General features: G+C 66.7%; 17 protein-coding genes. 3 read left to right on the top strand and 14 right to left on the bottom strand.

Features of this window, described 5'->3' with window-relative positions; all coding sequences use genetic code 11:
- Positions 1-68 precede the first annotated feature (68 nt).
- From DVDV_RS09580 to DVDV_RS09545, 9 genes are all read right to left on the bottom strand, one after another.
- Positions 69-1244, bottom strand: a complete 1176-nt coding sequence (locus tag DVDV_RS09580; RefSeq protein ID WP_075354453.1) for a hypothetical protein — start codon at positions 1242-1244, stop codon at positions 69-71.
- A 168-nt stretch (positions 1245-1412) separates the two neighbouring features.
- Positions 1413-1772, bottom strand: a complete 360-nt coding sequence (locus DVDV_RS23345) for a hypothetical protein (RefSeq protein ID WP_254845331.1) — start codon at positions 1770-1772, stop codon at positions 1413-1415.
- 401 nt (positions 1773-2173) lie between these two features.
- Entirely contained in the window at positions 2174-2827 is a 654-nt protein-coding gene (locus tag DVDV_RS09570; protein WP_075354452.1) for a lactate utilization protein, read from the bottom strand.
- A 78-nt stretch (positions 2828-2905) separates the two neighbouring features.
- A complete protein-coding gene (locus DVDV_RS09565; protein WP_075354451.1) occupies positions 2906-3346 on the bottom strand; it encodes a hypothetical protein in 441 nt (146 codons plus the stop codon).
- 121 nt (positions 3347-3467) lie between these two features.
- Positions 3468-4112 (bottom strand): histidine phosphatase family protein, encoded by a 645-nt coding sequence (locus DVDV_RS09560; RefSeq protein WP_075354450.1) that lies wholly within the window; start codon positions 4110-4112, stop codon positions 3468-3470.
- Positions 4109-4510, bottom strand: a complete 402-nt coding sequence (gene fliL, locus DVDV_RS09555; RefSeq protein ID WP_075354449.1) for a flagellar basal body-associated protein FliL — start codon at positions 4508-4510, stop codon at positions 4109-4111. The genes DVDV_RS09560 and fliL overlap by 4 nt, the downstream gene beginning before the upstream one ends.
- Before the next feature lie 106 nt (positions 4511-4616).
- The gene (locus tag DVDV_RS09550) at positions 4617-5771 is read right to left on the bottom strand and encodes an MFS transporter (RefSeq protein ID WP_075354448.1); all 1155 of its coding nucleotides are present in this window, start codon (positions 5769-5771) and stop codon (positions 4617-4619) included.
- 294 nt (positions 5772-6065) lie between these two features.
- Positions 6066-6230 (bottom strand): hypothetical protein, encoded by a 165-nt coding sequence (locus DVDV_RS22745; protein ID WP_175577088.1) that lies wholly within the window; start codon positions 6228-6230, stop codon positions 6066-6068.
- A 68-nt stretch (positions 6231-6298) separates the two neighbouring features.
- Positions 6299-7015, bottom strand: coding sequence for a S24 family peptidase (locus DVDV_RS09545; RefSeq protein WP_075354455.1), 717 nt, complete (start codon positions 7013-7015; stop codon positions 6299-6301).
- A gap of 171 nt (positions 7016-7186) precedes the next feature.
- On the opposite strand from DVDV_RS09545, the gene DVDV_RS09540 reads away from it, so the two are divergent.
- Positions 7187-7369 carry a flagellar biosynthesis anti-sigma factor FlgM gene (locus tag DVDV_RS09540; protein WP_075354447.1) on the top strand — a complete coding sequence of 61 codons (183 nt, stop codon included), beginning with the start codon at positions 7187-7189 and terminating at the stop codon, positions 7367-7369.
- Between the two features lie 75 nt (positions 7370-7444).
- Here the strand turns inward: DVDV_RS09540 and DVDV_RS09535 are convergent, their stop codons facing one another.
- The gene (locus tag DVDV_RS09535; RefSeq protein ID WP_075354446.1) at positions 7445-8311 is read right to left on the bottom strand and encodes an RluA family pseudouridine synthase; all 867 of its coding nucleotides are present in this window, start codon (positions 8309-8311) and stop codon (positions 7445-7447) included.
- A 103-nt stretch (positions 8312-8414) separates the two neighbouring features.
- On the opposite strand from DVDV_RS09535, the gene DVDV_RS09530 reads away from it, so the two are divergent.
- Positions 8415-11600, top strand: coding sequence for an exodeoxyribonuclease V subunit beta (locus tag DVDV_RS09530; RefSeq protein WP_254845330.1), 3186 nt, complete (start codon positions 8415-8417; stop codon positions 11598-11600).
- Entirely contained in the window at positions 11597-14560 is a 2964-nt protein-coding gene (locus tag DVDV_RS23785; RefSeq protein WP_075354445.1) for a PD-(D/E)XK nuclease family protein, read from the top strand. The genes DVDV_RS09530 and DVDV_RS23785 overlap by 4 nt, the downstream gene beginning before the upstream one ends.
- Positions 14561-14649: 89 nt before the next feature.
- Here the strand turns inward: DVDV_RS23785 and DVDV_RS09520 are convergent, their stop codons facing one another.
- The 4 genes from DVDV_RS09520 to DVDV_RS09505 all read right to left on the bottom strand — a co-directional run bounded on the left by DVDV_RS09520 (position 14650) and on the right by DVDV_RS09505 (position 17971).
- Complete coding sequence (locus tag DVDV_RS09520; protein ID WP_075354444.1) at positions 14650-15156, bottom strand: hypothetical protein; 507 nt, start codon at positions 15154-15156, stop codon at positions 14650-14652.
- 121 nt (positions 15157-15277) lie between these two features.
- Positions 15278-15871 carry a TetR/AcrR family transcriptional regulator gene (locus DVDV_RS09515; protein WP_075354443.1) on the bottom strand — a complete coding sequence of 198 codons (594 nt, stop codon included), beginning with the start codon at positions 15869-15871 and terminating at the stop codon, positions 15278-15280.
- A gap of 197 nt (positions 15872-16068) precedes the next feature.
- Positions 16069-17037: a tyrosine recombinase XerC gene (locus DVDV_RS09510; RefSeq protein ID WP_075354442.1), complete on the bottom strand. Its 969-nt coding sequence runs from the start codon at positions 17035-17037 to the stop codon at positions 16069-16071.
- On the bottom strand, positions 17012-17971 hold the full coding sequence (locus DVDV_RS09505) for a diguanylate cyclase (RefSeq protein ID WP_075354441.1): 960 nt from the start codon (positions 17969-17971) through the stop codon (positions 17012-17014). The genes DVDV_RS09510 and DVDV_RS09505 overlap by 26 nt, the downstream gene beginning before the upstream one ends.

The raw sequence follows: 17971 nt of genomic DNA, 5'->3' as shown, positions 1-17971 counted from the left end.
CCATCGTTTCCATTTTTGAAAATAGTACACCAGTGATTTTCGTAATCATACGGGTTTGCGCCATGCTGTCAAGAAAGGCCGGGAGCAGGGGCCGCAGGCTTGGGCAATCGGGCGTCAAGCTCAATGATCAGACAGGGCGGCCGGCCGGGAGCACCCGGATCATAGCGCAGGGAACCGCTGTTCTCATTTATGAAGTTGATGCCGTCGGCCACGGCTCCGGGCTCGACGTCGGGCATTCCGGCCCCGTCGAGGGCAAGAACGACCGCCCCGTCTCCCCCCTGGGTCAGGCGCACGGTCACGGCGTCCGGGGCCGTATCCAGGGCCTGGCGCAAAAGCGCCGCCAGTCCGGCCAGAAAAGGCTGCTTGCGAGTGCGGATACGCACTCCCCCGGCCAGTTCGCGGGCCACCGGATCGCTGCCGGCCACCCGGGGCATCCGGTCCAGAATGGCAGCCACCTCCAGGTCCAGGCGCACTTCCTGCAAATACGGCTGGACTTTGCCCTGGCGCTCGAACTCGCCCCGATGGCGTTCCAGATCGCCAGCCATGCGGTCCTTGACCTCGGCAATGGCCGCAACCCCGGCCGACAGGCGGGGCATGGCCCGGCCAAGCAGGGTTTGCTCCAGCAGACCGGCCGTGCGCGCCGCCGTGTCCGCGTCGCCGGACCGGATGTCGCTTTCCAGGGTCCGAAACACGGCTTCCAGACGCGGCCCGGCGGCCAGGGCCCGGGTCAGGCGCAACAGTTCCAGGTCCAGGGCGGAGAGGCAGTTGCCCACCTCGTGCAGATACGCGCCGGCCGCCTCCACCCGGCCGGCGGCAAAGGCGGTCTCGGCCTCGCTTTCCGCCAGACGTTCGCGCAGCCTGGCTTCGCGAAGGGCCCGGGTGCGCACGCGCAGGATGTCGGTGCGCCGGGCCATGCGCCGGGCCAGGGCGGCATGGGCCAACAACAGCGAGGCTTCGGCCTGGCGCCGGCGTCTGGCGTCGCGGGCGGCCAGCACGGACAGGCCCAGGCCGCCGATGCTTAAAAGCCCCATGACCAGCCGCAAGAGCACAAGCCGGCTGGCCACGGCCGGCGAACCGACGGCCAGGGGCACCACCACGCGCTCGTAGTCGAGGATCACGTACCAGCCAAGGAAGATGCAGATGGCGGCGGCCAGGGGCAGGATCAGGTCGATTTCGCGCAGGCGGCGTCCTGGCGACGGGCTGTCGCCGGGAGCGGAGGAAACAGGGTCGGGCGGGATCGGCATGGCTCCCTCCTGGGGTTGGAGCGTTGCCCGTGCTGACGCCAGAAGCGTGCCGACCGGAGTCGATGCCTCCAGGCAAGGCTTGGCGCGGCAACGGAGCGCCGCGAGATTCCATCGCCTGGGGAAGAAAACCGGGCGCGCTCCACCCGGTGTGGAACGCGCCCGGAGGATCTATTCGGGCAGGGAAATACCGAAATCCATGCGGCCAAAGGAATCCAGATTGTCTTCCATGCCGCTGCCTTCGGCATTTTCCTCGGCCGCCCGGGGGGCGGCGGTCTTGGTCTTGCGGCGGCGACGCGCAATGATTTCCTTTAAGAGTTCATCACGACCCATGTAGCAGTCCAGACACATGTCTTCGCGGGGGCTGAATTCCGAAGAGCGTTTGCGCAGGTTGCAGACCCGGCACAACCGGTTGTCGGCCAGGGGGACCGAGGGTTCGTCATCTTCCTCGTCCTCGGCAAAGGCCTCTTCAGGCAGCTCCGGGAGTTCCTCAGCCGGCTCCACGCGCTCATCCTCGCGCTCCTTGCGCACGGGCTTTTCCTTGCGGACCTTGGCCGGGGCCGGGCGCGGGGGGCTTCCTCCTCGCCGGCTTCAGCCTCGATGCGCAGGGTAAAGGGCCCTTTTCGCGTGCGCAGCGTCAGTTCGATGTCGAGCAATTCCGGGAACAACTCGGCAAAAATCCGCACCAACTGGAACTTCTTGTCCACACCCTTGCGGCGCACCCGGATATAAGCCCGGCTGCCTTGCACCGTGGGCCAGATGGCCTTGTCCAGGTTGGCCTGCCCATCCTGCAAAAAGCGGCCTTCGACGACGAAGCCCTCTTCACAGATGAAGTAGTCCGTTCCAGCCTCGCAATGGAAATAATCCGCTTCCGGGGGTATCTTCTTCCAAACCAATGCCGGTTCCTCATCCGACCGCACGAGACGGCCTTGTTAGAATCCCAGATCCTGATTGACCAAGATCACCGAGACACGTCCCCGGGGGAAGCACTTCTCGGCAATGGTCCACACGTTGCAGATGCGCTGCGGGCTGCCGCAATCCTCGCAGTGGGAGGTGGCGGTGCACGGCGTTTTCTTCGACAGCCGCAGGGCATTGACCGGTGCGGCGAAATTCTTGATGCGTCCCATGGCCGCCTCGACATCGGGCACGATCTTGTTGCGCCCGGCGATGACCACGACATGCCTGGGGCCAAAAGCGATGGCGCAGGCCCGGTTCCCGATCATGTCCAGGTTGACGAGGACGCCGTCCTCGGTGACGGCGTTGGTGCCGGTCAGAAACAGGTCGGCCAGCAAGGCCTGGCGGCGGCGTTCGTACAGCGCTTCGGCCGACACGCTGTGGTCCAGGGTGTCTATGACCGACAGGCCCGGCAATTTTCCCAGGGCGGCCGGCAGGCCGGTGGCGAGAAGGGTCATCGAGCCGCCAAAGGAAACCACCGTGGCAGCGGTCTGGGGCAAAATGGTGTCCAGGACCAGGGCACAGGCAGCCTCGGCGTCCGACACCAGATGGGGCACAAAATGGTTGGCGGCCAGGGCTTTGGCGGTTTGTTCCAGTCGTTTGCCGTAATACGCGTCAATGGGAGCCTGCATGACGCCTCCTTGCCCCGCCCGGACCGGCGGCGCAAGTCCTTTTAATCGCGTCCCCCAAAAAAGCAAGGCGCTTTGCGGTCAGGGATACAGGTTCCGCAATTCTTCAAGGAATTCAGGCAGTGTCGGGTCACGCCGATTTTTACGCACCACCACCCAGACGCCCCAGGATATTGGAATGTTTTTATTTTTGCGCTCTGCATAAAAGGCGTCCAGTCCGGTGACGATACGCCCGGCCGGCATGTCCGCGAAATAGGCGTCGGACTGGCGCATGATGCTTTCCATGATGTCGGAACAGATCGTGTATTCGTTTTTAAGGGTAATGCCGAGGATATTTTCGTTTAAATTAAAACCGTCGAAAATACCCAGTACCAGATCGGTCTTCTGTTCCCGGGACAGGCCGGTCCAATACCCTCCGGCCCGGCGCGGGGCCTCGGCGGCCAGCGCCTGCCCAGCCGTCAGCCCCCAGGCCAGCAGCCACCACACGAGCAGCACCCGTAACAAAAACTGCCCCCGCATCATACATCCGCTCCCATCATCACCCCTTCGCCCGCTCCCGCACAGTGCCAACCACCATCCTTGTAAAGCAAGGGATACGGTGTTTCAACGGGTCGATGCAAAAAAGACCATTGCTTTTGATTTATTATGTGGAAAGCAGTTCCGGCGGCAGATGATCGGTGACCACCGGGCCGAGCATGGGGGTGCGTCGGGACAGGCCAAGGACCACCATGGCGGCGTTGGGAATGGCCACTGCCTGGCGAAAGGCCCGGAAACGGAACATGGCCTCCTCCACGCCCAGCCGGCCACACAGGACCCGCAGCATCACCCCGCGCAGGAACTGCCCGTGGGTGAAAACCGCCACATGGCCCGACACGCCGGCCAGGCGGTCCAGAAAGGACTCCACCCGGTCCCAGAAGCCCATAAACGACTCGGCCCCCTCCCCGTCCCGGGAGGCCGGATCGAGGCGTTGCCAATAGGACTCCACCGCCTCGTGGCGCTGCGCCCGGCGGGTGCCCAGATAATGGCGCGGGGCCAGATAGGTGAATTCCTGCACCGGCCAGACGGCCACGGGCACGTCGGTGAAACGTTCGCACAGCGGCATGGCCGTCTGCACGGCCCGGTCGAAGGAGGAAAACACGATGAGCCGCGGCGGCTTGTTGAAACACGAAGCCACCAGGGCAGCCTGGGCATGGCCGAGGCCGGTCAAGGGAATGGTATCCGGGTATTGGGTTATTTCACCGGCATTGGAGGCGCTTTGGCCGTGGCGGATGCAGCGGATAACGGTCATGGCGTTCCTGCCTTGATAACGAGATAGTCCATAAAAAAAAGCCTGATGGCCCGAGGCCCGCCGATTGCGCCATTGATTTGGGCCAAAAGCTCCCGGCGAAGCGTGTCCCGCCCCTTGGGCGCCAGCAACTCGGCGGCGGTCTTTTCGCGCAAAAAAAGCAGGAGCGTCTCTTTGACCTGGGGCGTGGCCGCCAGTTTTGCGCCCTGCTCGTCGGTAAAAAGCACTTCAAAGGCCACATGCAACCGGCCAAGCCGCCCGCCGTCGTCGATATTGACGTCAAAGCCCGGATACGTCACCGCCCCGCCGCGCACCACCGGCTCGCCCTGGGCCAGCCCGCCGGCCGGCACGGCCAGGATTGCCAGCCAGAGGACCGCAGCCATCCACACAACCCGTCCCATGTTCCCTCCAACCGGCCCGTATCGCGCCCCATACAGAATTTTTCCCGGTGCAGGCCGGGGATCATCCCGCCCGGCCGCCGCAGGCATCCTCCGCTCCTCTCGCCGCCTACGCCTCCCCGGCCAGGGCGACCCGGCGCAGCGACAAGGCCGCCAGCATTCCAAGCACGGCAGCGGCCACCAGCACCCCAGCTGCGGCGGAAAAGCCGAACCGGGCCAGGACCAGTCCGGGCAGGTAGGTGCCAAGTGCGCCGCCGGAATAGTAAAATGAAATATAGAGCCCGTTGACAAGGCCCTTGTGCTCGGCCTCGGCGCAGTTGAGCACACCCGGGGCCACGGAATGGGCCATGAACATGCCAGTGCACAGCACGAAAACACTGGCGAAAACCGCTTCCTGGGCCGGCAGGGCAAAAAGTCCGGCCGCCCCGATGACCACTGCCCCGCCCAGGGCCATGGTCCGGGCCGAACCGCCCAGACGCCGGGAAAGGCGGTGGGAGGTCAGGCAGGTGATGATGCCCATCAGGTAGCCGCAGTACATGGCCCCGGCCCGAAACGGCGAATAGCCGCCCTCAAGTTCGGCCAGCCGGAAGGGAAGGAGGTTCAGCATCCCGGAGAAGACGAAAAAGAGCAGGGCCACCACGGCATACGTGGTCAGGAAACCGGGTTTGCGCAATACCTGGGGGGCATCGCCCAGGCGAATGGGCAAAAAGGCCGATCTGGCGTCCGGAGGCAGGGTCAGGCAGGCCAGGGCGCAGACGAAAAGCGTCCCGCCCAGGGCGTAAAACGGGATGGACCAGCCCAAGGCCCCGGCGGCCAGTCCGGAGAAGAACCGGCCGAAAAAACCGCCGAACACGGTCACGGCGATATAGGCGGCCATGACCCGGCGCAGCACGCCCGGTGAGGCGGCCGTGGCCAGATAGGTCATAAGCGCCGTCAAAAGTGCTGGCACCATCAGGCCCTGAACCACCCGCAGGGCCAGAAATGTCTCGAAATCCGGGCACAGGGGCAGGCAGGCCGTGGCGACGGACAACAGCCCGAGGGAAATGCCGATCAGCGGCCGGGCCGGCACGGCGTCGAGGAAAAACCCGTAGGCCAGGGGAGCGATGCCAAGCGGCAGCATGGTGGCAGTGACGGCCAGGGAGGCCGTGGACTGGGATACGCCGTAGGTCTCGGCCAGAAGCGGCAGCAGGGGTTGGGGAGCATAGATGGAGGAAATGCCGCAGACCGTTGCGGCGTACAGTACCAGAAGCGTCCAGATCCCCATCCCTTCCTCCCAAGCGTCCCGCCTTGGTTCACATACTCCCGAACGGCAGCGGAGAAAAGAGCGCAATGAGAAATATCCGGGGCTTACAAACCTTCGGCGTCGCACCCAAGGCAACGACGCCGAAGGCAGGGGCACGGGCGGCCGGACGCCCGGGGATCGCGCCCTTAGGCCATGCCCGGGGGAGACCGGCCAAAAGAGCGCGTGGCGTCGGACCGCCGGATGCACCGGACACCGGCCGGAGGGCTTGGCAACAACCCGGGCGGTGTCCGGAAATGCGGCCGGCACGGCGGCGGACTAAAACAGACTGTCGATATGAAGCGCCTCGCCACAGCACGGGCAGCGTTGCACCCGGGCCTTAAAGAGCAACCGCGGCCGGAAAAACACTGCCCGCCAGGTCGGGCCGCAGGGCCGGTAATCCACCAGGATGGGTTTGCCGCAGCGGCAGTAGCGACGTTGCATGGTCCGCCTCCTTGTTGCGCAATCTGTGCAACAATAGTTTATTTAAATAAACACGTTGGAGAAAAAAATTACAGTTCCCGACCCACCCACAAGACCCGGCCAATGACCCGCAAGGCGTCCAACTCGTCCCCGGCCAGGACAATGGGGGCGTAGTCGCGGTTGTCGCTTAAAAGCACGAGCTGCCCCGGCCGCTTTTCCACCCGCTTGACCAGCACCGTGTCTTCCAGTCCCACAGCATAGACGCCATGGGCCACCACGGCAATCTGCCCCTGGTCGATAAGCACCATGTCGCCGTGGCGGATCTCCGGCTCCATGCTGTTGCCGACCACGTCCATGAGCACCATGCGGGCCGGCTGTCCCTTGGCCCGCAGCCAGTCCTGGCGGAAGGGATAGAACTGCTCCACATCCCCGCCGGTTTCAAACGAGCCGCCGCCGGCCGACAACCTGGCCCGGACCTTGGGCACGGCGGCAAAGGCGGCGCTGTCCGCAGCGTCGGGCCGCGCCCGGCCGTCGCTGTGCGCCCGACAGGCACCTCCGGCCGCTCCCGGACGCTGCCGGCCAAATTCCAGCCAGTCCGGATCGGCCCCGGTGCGCCGCGACACGGCCAGGACCCAGGCCTTGGGCACGCCGTCCTTGCGCTTGGCCTGGGTGACGGCCGAGCGGTGCACCCCGAGCAAAGCGGCCAGTTCGGCCTGGCTGGTCAGCCCTGCCGCCTTGGCGGCTCTGGCGAAAAAGCCCTCAAAGCCGCTTTGGCCAGGCTGGTGTTGCCCATCGCGTTCAATCATGTTGCGTTTTATAAACAACCCCTCCCCGGCCCGCAAGTGTTTTTTGCGGCCAGGGCCATTTTCCGATTATTTCGCTGTCGCGCTAAAGAGGCCGGTCAAGACAACCGAAGAGAGCAGCGACACAGGTTTTCGCCCCGGCCGGCCGGGGCTGCTCCGACAAGGAAGTCCGTCATGAACGCACCCGCCAAGCACCACCGCGCCAGAGGCGTCGCCATCGGCCATCAGGAAGATCCGGTCGAACGCGCCCAACGCATCGAGGAACTCAAGCGCCGCGTGGAATCAGGCACCTACCTGATCCAGCGCTATGAGATCATCGAAGGCCTCCTCGACGCCCTGGCCACCGAAACCGACTAGGACGCGTCCCGTCTGTTGCCGGCCGGGCCGGTCCTTGTCCGAAGCACTATCGCAAACACGGTTTCTTATCGCAACCTACTCCGCCGCATCCCCTGAAATCAGCCAGGTGGCGTCGCCAATCGTCCAGGGTGCGTCCAACCGGGCGGCAAAGGCCGGGCAGTCGATGCCGGCGCAGTGCAGAAAAAGCCGCTCCCCCTCGCCGTAGCCGTAGAGCGGGTCCCCCACCAGCGGGTGGCCCAGATGGGCCAGATGGGCCCGGATCTGGTGGCGCGCGCCTTTGTTGATGACGCAGCGAAAAAGCGTTGCCCCGCCGCCGGCGGCCACAGCCTCCACATCGGTCATGCGCAGGGAGTCAAACGACAGGCGCACCAGCACCCGGGTCTTGCGGCGATCAGCCACGTCCAGGTCGTTTTCCACCCGGAAGCAGCCGGTTGTCTCGCCCCAGCCCACTGCCATGTAGGTCTTGACCACCTTGCCCGACTCTTCCATATCCCGGTAGGCCGCTGCCGCCTCCTCCGAAAAGGCCACGGGCAAAAGCCCGGTGGTCAGCCGATCCAGACGCGACAGGAGCACGGCCTGGCGCCCCGGGAAAAGCGCCGGGAGCAGGCCCTCGACGCTTTCGCCGCCGCCGTGGGCCAAAGACGAGGTATGAAGGCCCGCCGGCTTGGCCACAACCGCATAGTCGCCAACCATGAGGACCACCGGCACGTCGGCCGGGCCAAAGCTGGCCGGCCGGACCACGGGTGACACGACGATTTCCTGCCCGGCCCGCACCCGATAGCCGCACGGCTTATCCCGTCCGTCCACGGCCACGGCCCCGGATTCCACCAGCCGCCGCCGGCTGCGAAGCCCGGTGTCGGGCAAAAGCAGTTCCATTACCCGGTCCAGCCGCCAGCCGTCGGCTGTGGCCGGAACCGTCAGTTTGTCAGTTTCCTTGTGCATCCGGCTATCATAGGCTTCGCCCGGCCAAGTGCAAGGGCCGCGACATTGCGCCCCCGGGCAGTTCCGGGTAGCCTTGCCCACCATTTCGTCAAGGAGCCGCCCCATGCTCATCCAGGTCAAGGCCTCGGCCGGGTCGGGCAAGACCCATGCCCTGACCCACCGCTTCCTCTCCCTCGTCCTCGGGGCCAGCCGCGACCTGCCCCGGGCCTGCGGCGATGTGGGCGACGCCGCCTATGCCGTGCCGGACATCCTGGCGGTGACCTTCACCAACAAGGCTGCCGCCGAAATGCGCGAGCGTGTCATCGAGGCGCTCAAGCAAATGGCCCTGGGCCAGGGCGGCGGCAACGCCCGGGACCGGGGCACGGCCCGGCGCGAGCTGGAAGCGCTCCTCATCCATGCCCAACGCCTCAATATCCGCACCATCGACAGCCTGCTCTACCTCATGGCCCGGGTGTTCGCCCTGGAACTGGGGCTGCGCCCGGATTTCGAGCCGTGTTTCGATGACAAGGCCATCCTGGCCGACCTCTACGACCGGCTGGCCGCCACCCTGCCGGCCGATCCAGGGCTGGCCCGCCAGTTTTCCGAGGCGGCCGGGGCGCTTTTGGGCCGCACCAAGGGCTTTTTGCCGACCCAACCCTTTCGCGACCAGTTGCTGGCCGTGGCCGGCCATGTGCTGGCCGATCCCGGCTGCGGCAGCGTCGATGCCGACACCCTGCGCCTGGGCCTGACCCGGCGGCTTGGGGCGGTGCAAAACGCGGCCGGAGCCATGCTGCTGGCCCTGGACACGGCCGGTCTGGCCGGCAGTTCCAACTTCCTGACATTTTTGCGTAAAAGCCGGGACTGCGACAATGCCGCCGAGCTTCCCACCTCGGCCTTTGCCGCCAAGGCCTCCCTGGCCGAGTGCGTGCTCAAGGCCTCCCGCGACCGGGTCACGCCCGATCTGGAGCGCCTCTATGCTGCCCTGTCTGCGGCCCACGCCGTCTGCCGCCGGGAGGCCCCGGTGCTGCTCGGGGCCATGGGGCTGGCCCCGTTTCTGACCCTGGCCAGGCGTCTGGCCGAAGATTTTCCGAGCTATCTGGCCCGGATGCGGATGCTGCCCCAGTCCCAGTGGGCGCGTCTGGTGGCGGCCCGGCTTTCCGGCGAGGACGGCGTGCCCGACGCCTGGTGCCGCATGGGCTCGGGGCTGGCCCACATGCTTATCGACGAGTTCCAGGACACGGCCAGGAGCCAATGGGCGGTGCTGCGCCTTTTGGCCCTGGAAAGCCTGGCCCGCGGCGGGAGCCTCTATCTCGTTGGCGACGTCAAGCAGGCCATCTACGGCTGGCGCGGCGGCGATGCCGCCCTTTTTGACGAGGCCCCGGCCGATCCCGAGCTGTGCGCCGTGGCCGCGCCGCACTACGACGCCCTGCCCCGCAACTGGCGAAGCGCCCCGGCCATTGTTGGCGTCAACAACCGCTTTTTCGCGCCCCTGGCCGATCCCGGCCAGGCCAGGCTGACGGCCGAGGCCCTCCTTGGCCCGGATCTGGCCGCTGCCGCGCCGCAGTTGGCCGGCGCCCTTGAGCGGGCCTTTGCCGGGGCGGCCCAGGAAGTGCCCGATACCTATGCCGGCCCGCCGGGCCATGTCCGGGTCACGGCCCTGCCGGCCGAGGCGGTCGAGGACTATGACGCCGCTGCCCGGGACAGCCTGCTGGCACTCTTGCGCGACGAACTGCTTCCGCGCCACGGGGCCGGGGGCGTGGCCGTGCTCACCCGCACCAACCCCCAGGCCGGACGCGTGGCCTCGTGGCTGGTGGACGCCGGCATTGAGGTGGTGACGGAAAACAGCCTGCGTCTGGCCGACCATCCGCTGATCCGCCAGCTTGCCGCCCTGCTGGCCTTTCTGGATTATCCGCCGGACAGCCTGTCCTTTTGGGCTTTTGTCTCGGGCCAGGAGCTTTTCGGCGACCTTTCGGGCCTCGGCCGCGAGGAACTGGCCGGCTGGCTGGCCGGGCTGCCGCGCCGGGCCTCGCTGTCCCTGGCCTTTGCCGCCCGCTGGCCCGAGGTCTGGCAGCGGCTCATCCGCCCCTATCTGCGCCAGACCGGCCTGGCCGGCCCCTATGACGTCCTGCGCTCGGTGGTCTCCGGCTACCGCCTGATCGAGCGTCGGCCCGGAGACGAGGCCTTTGTGCGCCGCTTCCTGGAAATCGCCTATCTGGCCGAGAACGACGGCCGTTCCTCCATCTCCGCCTTCCTGGAATTCTGGAACGAACACGGCGAGGACGAGAAGGTCCCCCAGCCCGAAAACGCCGGGGCCGTCAGGGTCATGACCATCCACAAGGCCAAGGGGCTCCAGTTCCCGGCCGTGGTCGTCCCCTACCACCATTTCCACACCGACAACCGCCACCCCGAGCTGGTGGCTGCCCACCTGCCCGAGGGCACCCTGCTGGTCCCGGACCAGCCCGGCCTGGGCCGGGCCTATGCGGCGCGGCGGGCCAGGGAGCTGGCCGAACAGATCCATCTGCTCTACGTGGCCTGGACCCGGCCGCAGGTCGAGTTGCACGCCTTCGTGCCCGGCCACGGCCCCCTGCGCGACAAGGCCGCCTATCCCCTCACCCGGGCCATGGCCGTGCTTTTTGCCGCCTTTGGCAACGATCCGGCCGACGGCACGCCAATCCGCATCGGCACGCCGCCCGAGACCCCGGCCGGGGCCGGGTCGGCCTGCCCGGCCCACCGGACCTCCGGCCGTCCCTGGTCGATCCCGAACCGCCGCTGTCCTGGCTGCCCCGGCTCAAGGTCTATCGCAACGTCGCCCGGGACATCCGCGAGGCCATGCGCTTTACCGAAAAACGCCGCGGCGAACTGGCCCACCTTGGCCGCCGAAGGCTTTGTGCGGGCCGGATTTCTCCCGGACGATCCCCGGCCGGCCGCAGCCAAGGCCGTGGGGCAAGCCCTTGGCCCGGCCCGCCTGGACGCCCGGCTGCGAAGCCGCCTGGCCGGCGAATTCACCGACATGCTCCTGTGGCTGGCCGGACTGCCGGAAATCGCCCCGATCCTGGCCGCCGGCTACTGCGAGCGCGACATCCTGGCCGAGGACGGCGAGCGCCACCGGCCCGACATCTTTACCGCCTCCCCGTCCGGCATCACTGTGGCCGATTTCAAGACCGGCCGCCCCGACGCCGCCCACGAAGCCCAGGTGCGCCGCTACTGCGACCTGATCCGCCGCCTGCCCGGACTGGCCAACGCCCCGGCCGCCGGCTTCCTCGTCTACCTCGACCGCCGGGAGTGCCGCCCCGTGGAGTGCGCCTCATGAAACCCGTCAGCATCATTCCCTGGACCGAGGAGTTCTTCGCCGGTCTGGCCGAGCGCCTCGTGGCCGCAACCGGCGGCGATTTCCGCGACGTGCTGGTGCTTTTCCCCCTGCGCCGGGCCGCCCGGCACCTGTGCGACCGGCTGGCCGCCATGCCCGACCTGGCCAAGCCGCTGGTGCTCCCGGAAATCGCGGCCGTGGGGGAATGGACGGCCGGACTCGGGGCGGCCTATGCCCCGGCCCCGCCGGTCATGCTCGACGCCCTGGACCGGGTGGCCATCCTCCACGACATCGTGGCCGGTCTGGCCGCCGAGACCGGGGAAGAAAGCGATTTCCCCACCGACATCAGCGCCTTTTTCCCCTGGGGCCTAGAGTTGGCCGAACTCATGGAGGAACTGTTTCGCCAGGGCGTGCCCGGCCGGGATCTGGCCCACATGGAAGGGCAGGTGCTGCTGCCGGCTGCCGCCCTCCTGGCCCGGCTCGGGACCATCCACGACCGCTACCGGGAGCGCCTGACCGCCGAAGGCTTGGGCACGCCGGGCTTGTGCGCCGCCCTGGCCGCCGAACATGCCCCGGACATTGCCGCCCGGTTTGCCGGCCGGCGCATCTTCGCCTGCGGTTTTGCCGTGCTGTCCGGGGCCGAGAAAAAGGTCTTCCACGGCCTGTGGAAAAAGGATCTGCTGGAACTGGTCTGGCACGCCGATCCGGCCCTGGCCGACGGCGGCCGGCCGGTCCATTTCGCCTGCCGGGAGCAGGAGCGCTGGCTGCGGGACTGGAAGGCCCGGGCCATGGTCGTCACCTCCGGCAAGGCCCGCCGGCTTCGCACCAAGGCCGACCCGGCCCGGGCCACCCTGATGCTGGACGCCGACGCCGCCAACCTGTCCTCGAAAAAACTGCGCTTCATCGAGGCCCACGATCTCCACGCGGAATTAAAAGCCCTGGAACAGCATCTCACCGAAGCCCCGGACCTGGACGGCACAGCCATCGTCCTGCCCGACACCGGGCTGCTTTCCCCGGTGCTGCACATCCTGCCTAAAAAAGACGTCAACATCTCCATGGGCTATCCGCTGGCCCGCTCGGCCCTGGCCCGGCTTCTGGAGACCATCTTAAGCCTCCAGGAAACCCGTCTGGCCGCCGGGCGCTATCACTGGCGCGAACTGGTGGCGCTTTTGCGCCATCCCTATCTCAAGATGCTGCGCGCCGGGGCCAGCGAGCCCCTGCGCGCCGTCTTTCACAGCCTGGAGGCGGCCATTCGCCAGGGCGGGGCCTATGTCGAGCCCTTTTCCCTGCCGCTGTCCGGCAGCGACGAGGACAATCCGCCCTCCCCCGAGGTCCTGGCCCTGGCCGGGCAGACGCTCACCGTCTGCCTCACCGCCTTTGAGGCCGTGGACACGCCGCGCGCCCTGGGCAACGCCCTTATGGGGCTGGCCGAACTGCTCCTTGATCCCGACCACGCCGGCGACGCCTGGGAGCGCTTTTTGATTGACGCCGAATGCCTGTTCCGGCTGGCCTCGGACGTCATCCCGTCCCTGACCGCCGGCCGGCTGGCCGACGCCATCCTGCCGACGCCCACGCTGTTTGCCCTGCTTCGCCGCCTGCTCGCCGACGAGCGCGCCCCCTTTGAGGCCGAGCCGCTGACCGGGCTGCAGGTCCTGGGCGTCCTGGAGACGCGCCTTTTGTCGTTTAAGCGGGTGTTTCTCCTGGACGCCGTGGAGGACAAGATTCCCGGTGCGCCGCGCTACGACGCCCTGCTCCCGGACACCCTGCGCCGCCTGCTCGATCTGCCCGACTCCCGGGAGAGCGACATCGTGGCCGCCTACAACCTCTACCGGCTCTTTTTCGGGGCCGGCGAGATTACCGTGCTCTACCGCACCGGGGCCACCGGCACCGGCCTTTTCGAGGACCGGCCGAGCCGCAGCCGGTTCGTGGAGCAGCTTCTCTGGGAAGAGGAGAAACGCCTGGGCCGGGTGCTGGCCGCCGGCGAGGACCCGGTCTCCATCGTGCGCCTGCCGCCCTGCCCCATTCCCCACTGCGACCCGTCCATGCCGGTCACGGCCGAGGTGGCCGCGCGCCTGGCCGCCTATCTGGCCGACAAGCGCCTTTCGGCCACCTTTTTCGATACCTACCTCGCCTGTCCGCTACGCTTTTTCTACCGCTACCTCTCCCCCCTGGCCGCCCTGGACGAGGTGGCCGAGGACGGCGACCGGGCGGCAGTCGGCGAGGTGGTCCACGCCGTGCTGCGGGAGTATTTCACGCCCTTTCTCGACCGGGACATCGACGGCGCAGACCTCGACCCGGTCGCCCTGGCCGACTGCTACGAGCGCCACATGCGGGCCAGTCCGGCCTACGCCGCCCTGCCGCCGGACGGCCAGCTCCTGCTTGTGCGCTCGGGCCGGGCGCGGCTGGCCGAGGCCGCAGCCGCCACCCCGCGCACCACGCCCCTGGCCCTGGAAACGGAACTCGTGGCCAGCCTGGAGGTGGACGCCCGCAGCTACCCCCTGGCCGGGCGGGCCGACCGCATCGACCAGCGCCAGGAAGGCATCGTCATTTTGGATTACAAGACCGGCGGCCTGTCCGCGCCCAAAAACACGGTCTGGACCGATGAGGCCTTGTGGGACCGGGTGGCCCAGAGCACCGGGCTTGTGGCCGACGACGGGCTGTTGGACACCCTGGCCAGACGTCTGGGCAGCGTGCAGCTGCCCCTTTACTGCTGGCTCTATGCCACCAGCCGGGGCGAGACGCCGGCTGACGCCGCCTTTGTGGAGCTGCGCGACCGGGGCCAGGAGCGCCCCCTGTTTGGCCCCCGCCTGGACCCGGACGCCAGAAACGAGGCCATCCGGCGCAATACGCCCCGGCTCCTGGCCGCCCTCATCCGCAGCCTGCGCGCCGCCACACGCTTTGCCCCGCGCCCGGACGAGCGCCGCTGCCCCTACTGCGAGTTCAAGACCGCCTGCCAGGCCTGACCCCGGGCCGCGACAGGCGACCCAAAAAAAAGTCCGCCGCCCGGAACCCGGACGGCGGACTGCGCCAAAAAGCGGCACGGACGGCCAGCCTAGTCGTCCAGAGTATCTTCCTGGCCGTCGCCATCCCCCTTGCCCGGACGCAGGGGTTCAAAATAGAGGGCCGACTTGGTGGCCTTGGTGGCGTTGTTGTATTTGAGCTTCATCTTGATCTGCTTTTCTGGAAAATTCCAACGCATGACCGTCCACTCCCCTTCATCCGTGGTCTTGGGCGTACCGGCCAGCTTGGTTGTCACCTGCTTGATGATCGCGATGTCGTCGTGTTCGGTCCGCATGACCCGGCTGTAGAGGTTCCCGTTCACAACACCGTACACAATCGTTGGAGCCAGGCGTTCGTGGACGCCGAGTTTGCACGGTCCGGTAAAGTTATAATAGGCGACACCGCCCGCATCCTTGAACTTTACGAAATAGCCGCTGTCATTCATTGTTGCAAGCGGCTTGCCGTACTGCGGCTTGGCGCAGTCGAATTCACCAGCCATTGCGGTTGCGGCAAAAAGAAGTGTCGCCAATATGCAGGACACCAGAAAACGGAACACCATGACAGCCTCCAACGTTACGAGTGCCGGACACCCATACGCCATATCGATTTCCTGAAATCGTAAAGGAAATGACGGCTGAGGGCAAGGAGGCCGGATCGGACTACATTCGGGATATTCGGTCTCAGGCGGCTCTGTTGGCGCTTCGCGCTCCGGCCAGGGCAATCAGCATGGCCCGGAGGTTCCTGGTCCTGGCCCGGACATGGGTCAGCCGAAGGCGCACCGTCCCGACCAGCACGCACACGATGCGACGGGCCGTGTCGCCGGCAGCTTCAGGCCGCACCGAGCCATCCAGACGCCCCAGGAGCAGCAGCACCTCAAACTGTTTGACCACCCGGGCAGACAGCCGGGCAAGTTCCAGGCCGGATTCCCCGGCAACCGGAGACCGCCCCCGGCCCTGCGGACTGAGGATGTCGCTGTACACCTGCGGCCGCGACTCCAGAAAACGGCTGTAGGCCTCGGCCAGACGCAGAATCATGGACAAGGCCCGTTCGCCGGGCACAACCGGGCAGCTGGCCTCGATGTGGGCAAAGAGTTCCCCCTGCACCCGGGCCAGCACGGCCGCCAACAGCTCGTCGCGATTCTTGAAATGCCGGTACACCAGGCCGGGGGACACCCCGAGCCGGCGCACGAGATCGCTCGTTGCGACCCCTTCACAGCCGACCGCGTCGAACCGTCGTACCGCCGCATCCACAAGCACCTGTTTGGACACGTCCATGTCCGTCCTCCGGTTGCTGTGTCTTCCAAACCGCCGCTACTTTTTTGATCCATCCTCCATCTAGCCGTATTATCCGGGACAGGCAATACAAAATCTCACCGTTGCAGACACTCTCACTGCAATGGGTAAGAACGGAACAGCGCTTGGGTAAAAAAGCACCAGTCGCCTGTCGCTGTATTGCCTGGCGGACGGCGGGCTTACGAGGAATCGGATTCGTCGGAACGGGGGTGGGCCTTGTCGTAAATACGCATGATACGGGCCAGATCGAGATGGGTGTAGCGGGTGGTGGTGGTCAGGTGGGCGTGGCCGAGCAGTTCCTGGACGCTGCGCAGATCAGCCCCGGACTCCAGCATATGGGTGGCGAAACTGTGGCGCAGCATGTGGGGGTGGGCGTGCCGGGCCAGCCCGGCCTCTTTGGCCAGGGTGTCGATGATGCGGGCCGCCTGCCGGCGGTTGAGGCGGCCGCCCCGGGCACCGAGAAACAGCGCCTTTTCCGTCAGCTCCGGGGCCAGTTCGCCGCGCCGGCGCTGGTACTGGCCAAGGCGCTCCCGGGAGGCGTCGCTTAACGGGGAAAGGCGTTCCTTGCCGCCCTTGCCCATGACCCGGACAATGCCCTGGGACAGGTCCACGTCATCGAGGTCAAGGCCCAGGGCCTCGCTCACCCGCAGCCCGGAACCGTAGAGCAGTTCGGCCAGGGCCAGATCGCGGCAGGCCTCAACGGATCCGTCGGCCGCCGCCTGCCCGGCTGCCGGCGAGACCAGGGCCACGGCCTCGTCGGCATTGAGCGCCCTGGGGCCGCGGCGTTCGGCCTTGGGATTTTTGATCCCGGCCATGGGGTCGGCAATGAGGCGTTTTTTTTGCAACTGGTACTTGAAAAAACCCCGCAAGGTCGAGAGCTTGCGGCCCATGGACGACTTGGCGATGCGCCTTCGGTGCAACTCGGCCAGAAACCCCCGCACATGGTCGCGGCCAAGGTCCTGCGGGGCGGCCAGGGTCAGGTTGCGCCCGGCCAGCCAGCGCTCGAACTGGTCGAGGTCCGCGGCATAACCGTCCAGGGTGGCCTGGCTGTAGCCCTTCTGGGCCGACAGATAGGCCAGAAATCCGGCCACGCTCTCAGGCCTGGCGACCGCAGCCGCAGGGTCAGCCTTGCCGCTTGTCGAGGACATAGCAACTCTTGGGATTTTCCTTGGCCTTTTTCTTGAGCGTCATGGCCGTCTGGGAGGCCTCGCCAAAGTGCTTGAGGCGTCCGTCGCGGTTAAAGACCACGGCAATGGAGATGGCCATGAGGGGAAAGGCCCGGCGGTTGCCCTCCCGGTCCACGGACTGGATAAAGCCCCGGTCGCGGTCGTCGGCGTCATAGAAATGGGGCACGATGCCGTCAAAACTCGACACCACCGCCCGGCAGGCTTCCTCCACCCGGTCGATGGCCATAATGTAGACGAAATCATCGCCGCCCACATGGCCCACAAAGGCCTTTGGACCGCCCACGGCCCGCACGGTGTTGACGATGATGCGCGCCGTCATCATGAGCACCTCATCCCCCCGGGAAAAGCCGTACTTGTCGTTAAACGACTTGAAATAATCCAGATCGGCATAGGCCAGGGCAAAGTCTTCGCGGCGGTCGATGAGATCCTGGATGCGCCCGATAATCGAGGTGTTGCCCGGCAGCTTGGTCAGCGGATTGGCGTCCAGGGACCGGGTGGCCCGGGCCAGGGACAAGGTGATGCGCGCCCGCAGCATTGGGGCGGTCATGGGCCGTGTCAGCAGTTCGTCCACCTCGGCGGCGCACCAGTCGATGTCCGTGCCAAGCTGCGACTCTTCCATGACCAGGGCCACCGGCAACTGGCGGTAGACGTTTTCGCTCTTGACCATGGCGACCAGATCGAGACCCGGAATGTCGGCCAGCTTCTGGTCCACCACCAGCATGTCCGGGGGATCGATGAAAAGGGCCTCGATGGCCCCCTTGCCCCGGGCCAGCACGGACACTTCGGCCTCGGCCGAGGAAAAGGCGGCGGCAAACAAGGCGGCCAGATCCGGATCGGGACTTAAGACCAGGATTTTCTGGGTGCGGGTGAAGGCGCAGAGGGGAGCGGCGGCCAT

Source organism: Desulfovibrio sp. DV, from assembly GCF_001936595.1.
Lineage (GTDB): Bacteria > Desulfobacterota > Desulfovibrionia > Desulfovibrionales > Desulfovibrionaceae > Solidesulfovibrio.
This window is presented reverse-complemented; position numbering and strand designations above follow the sequence as displayed.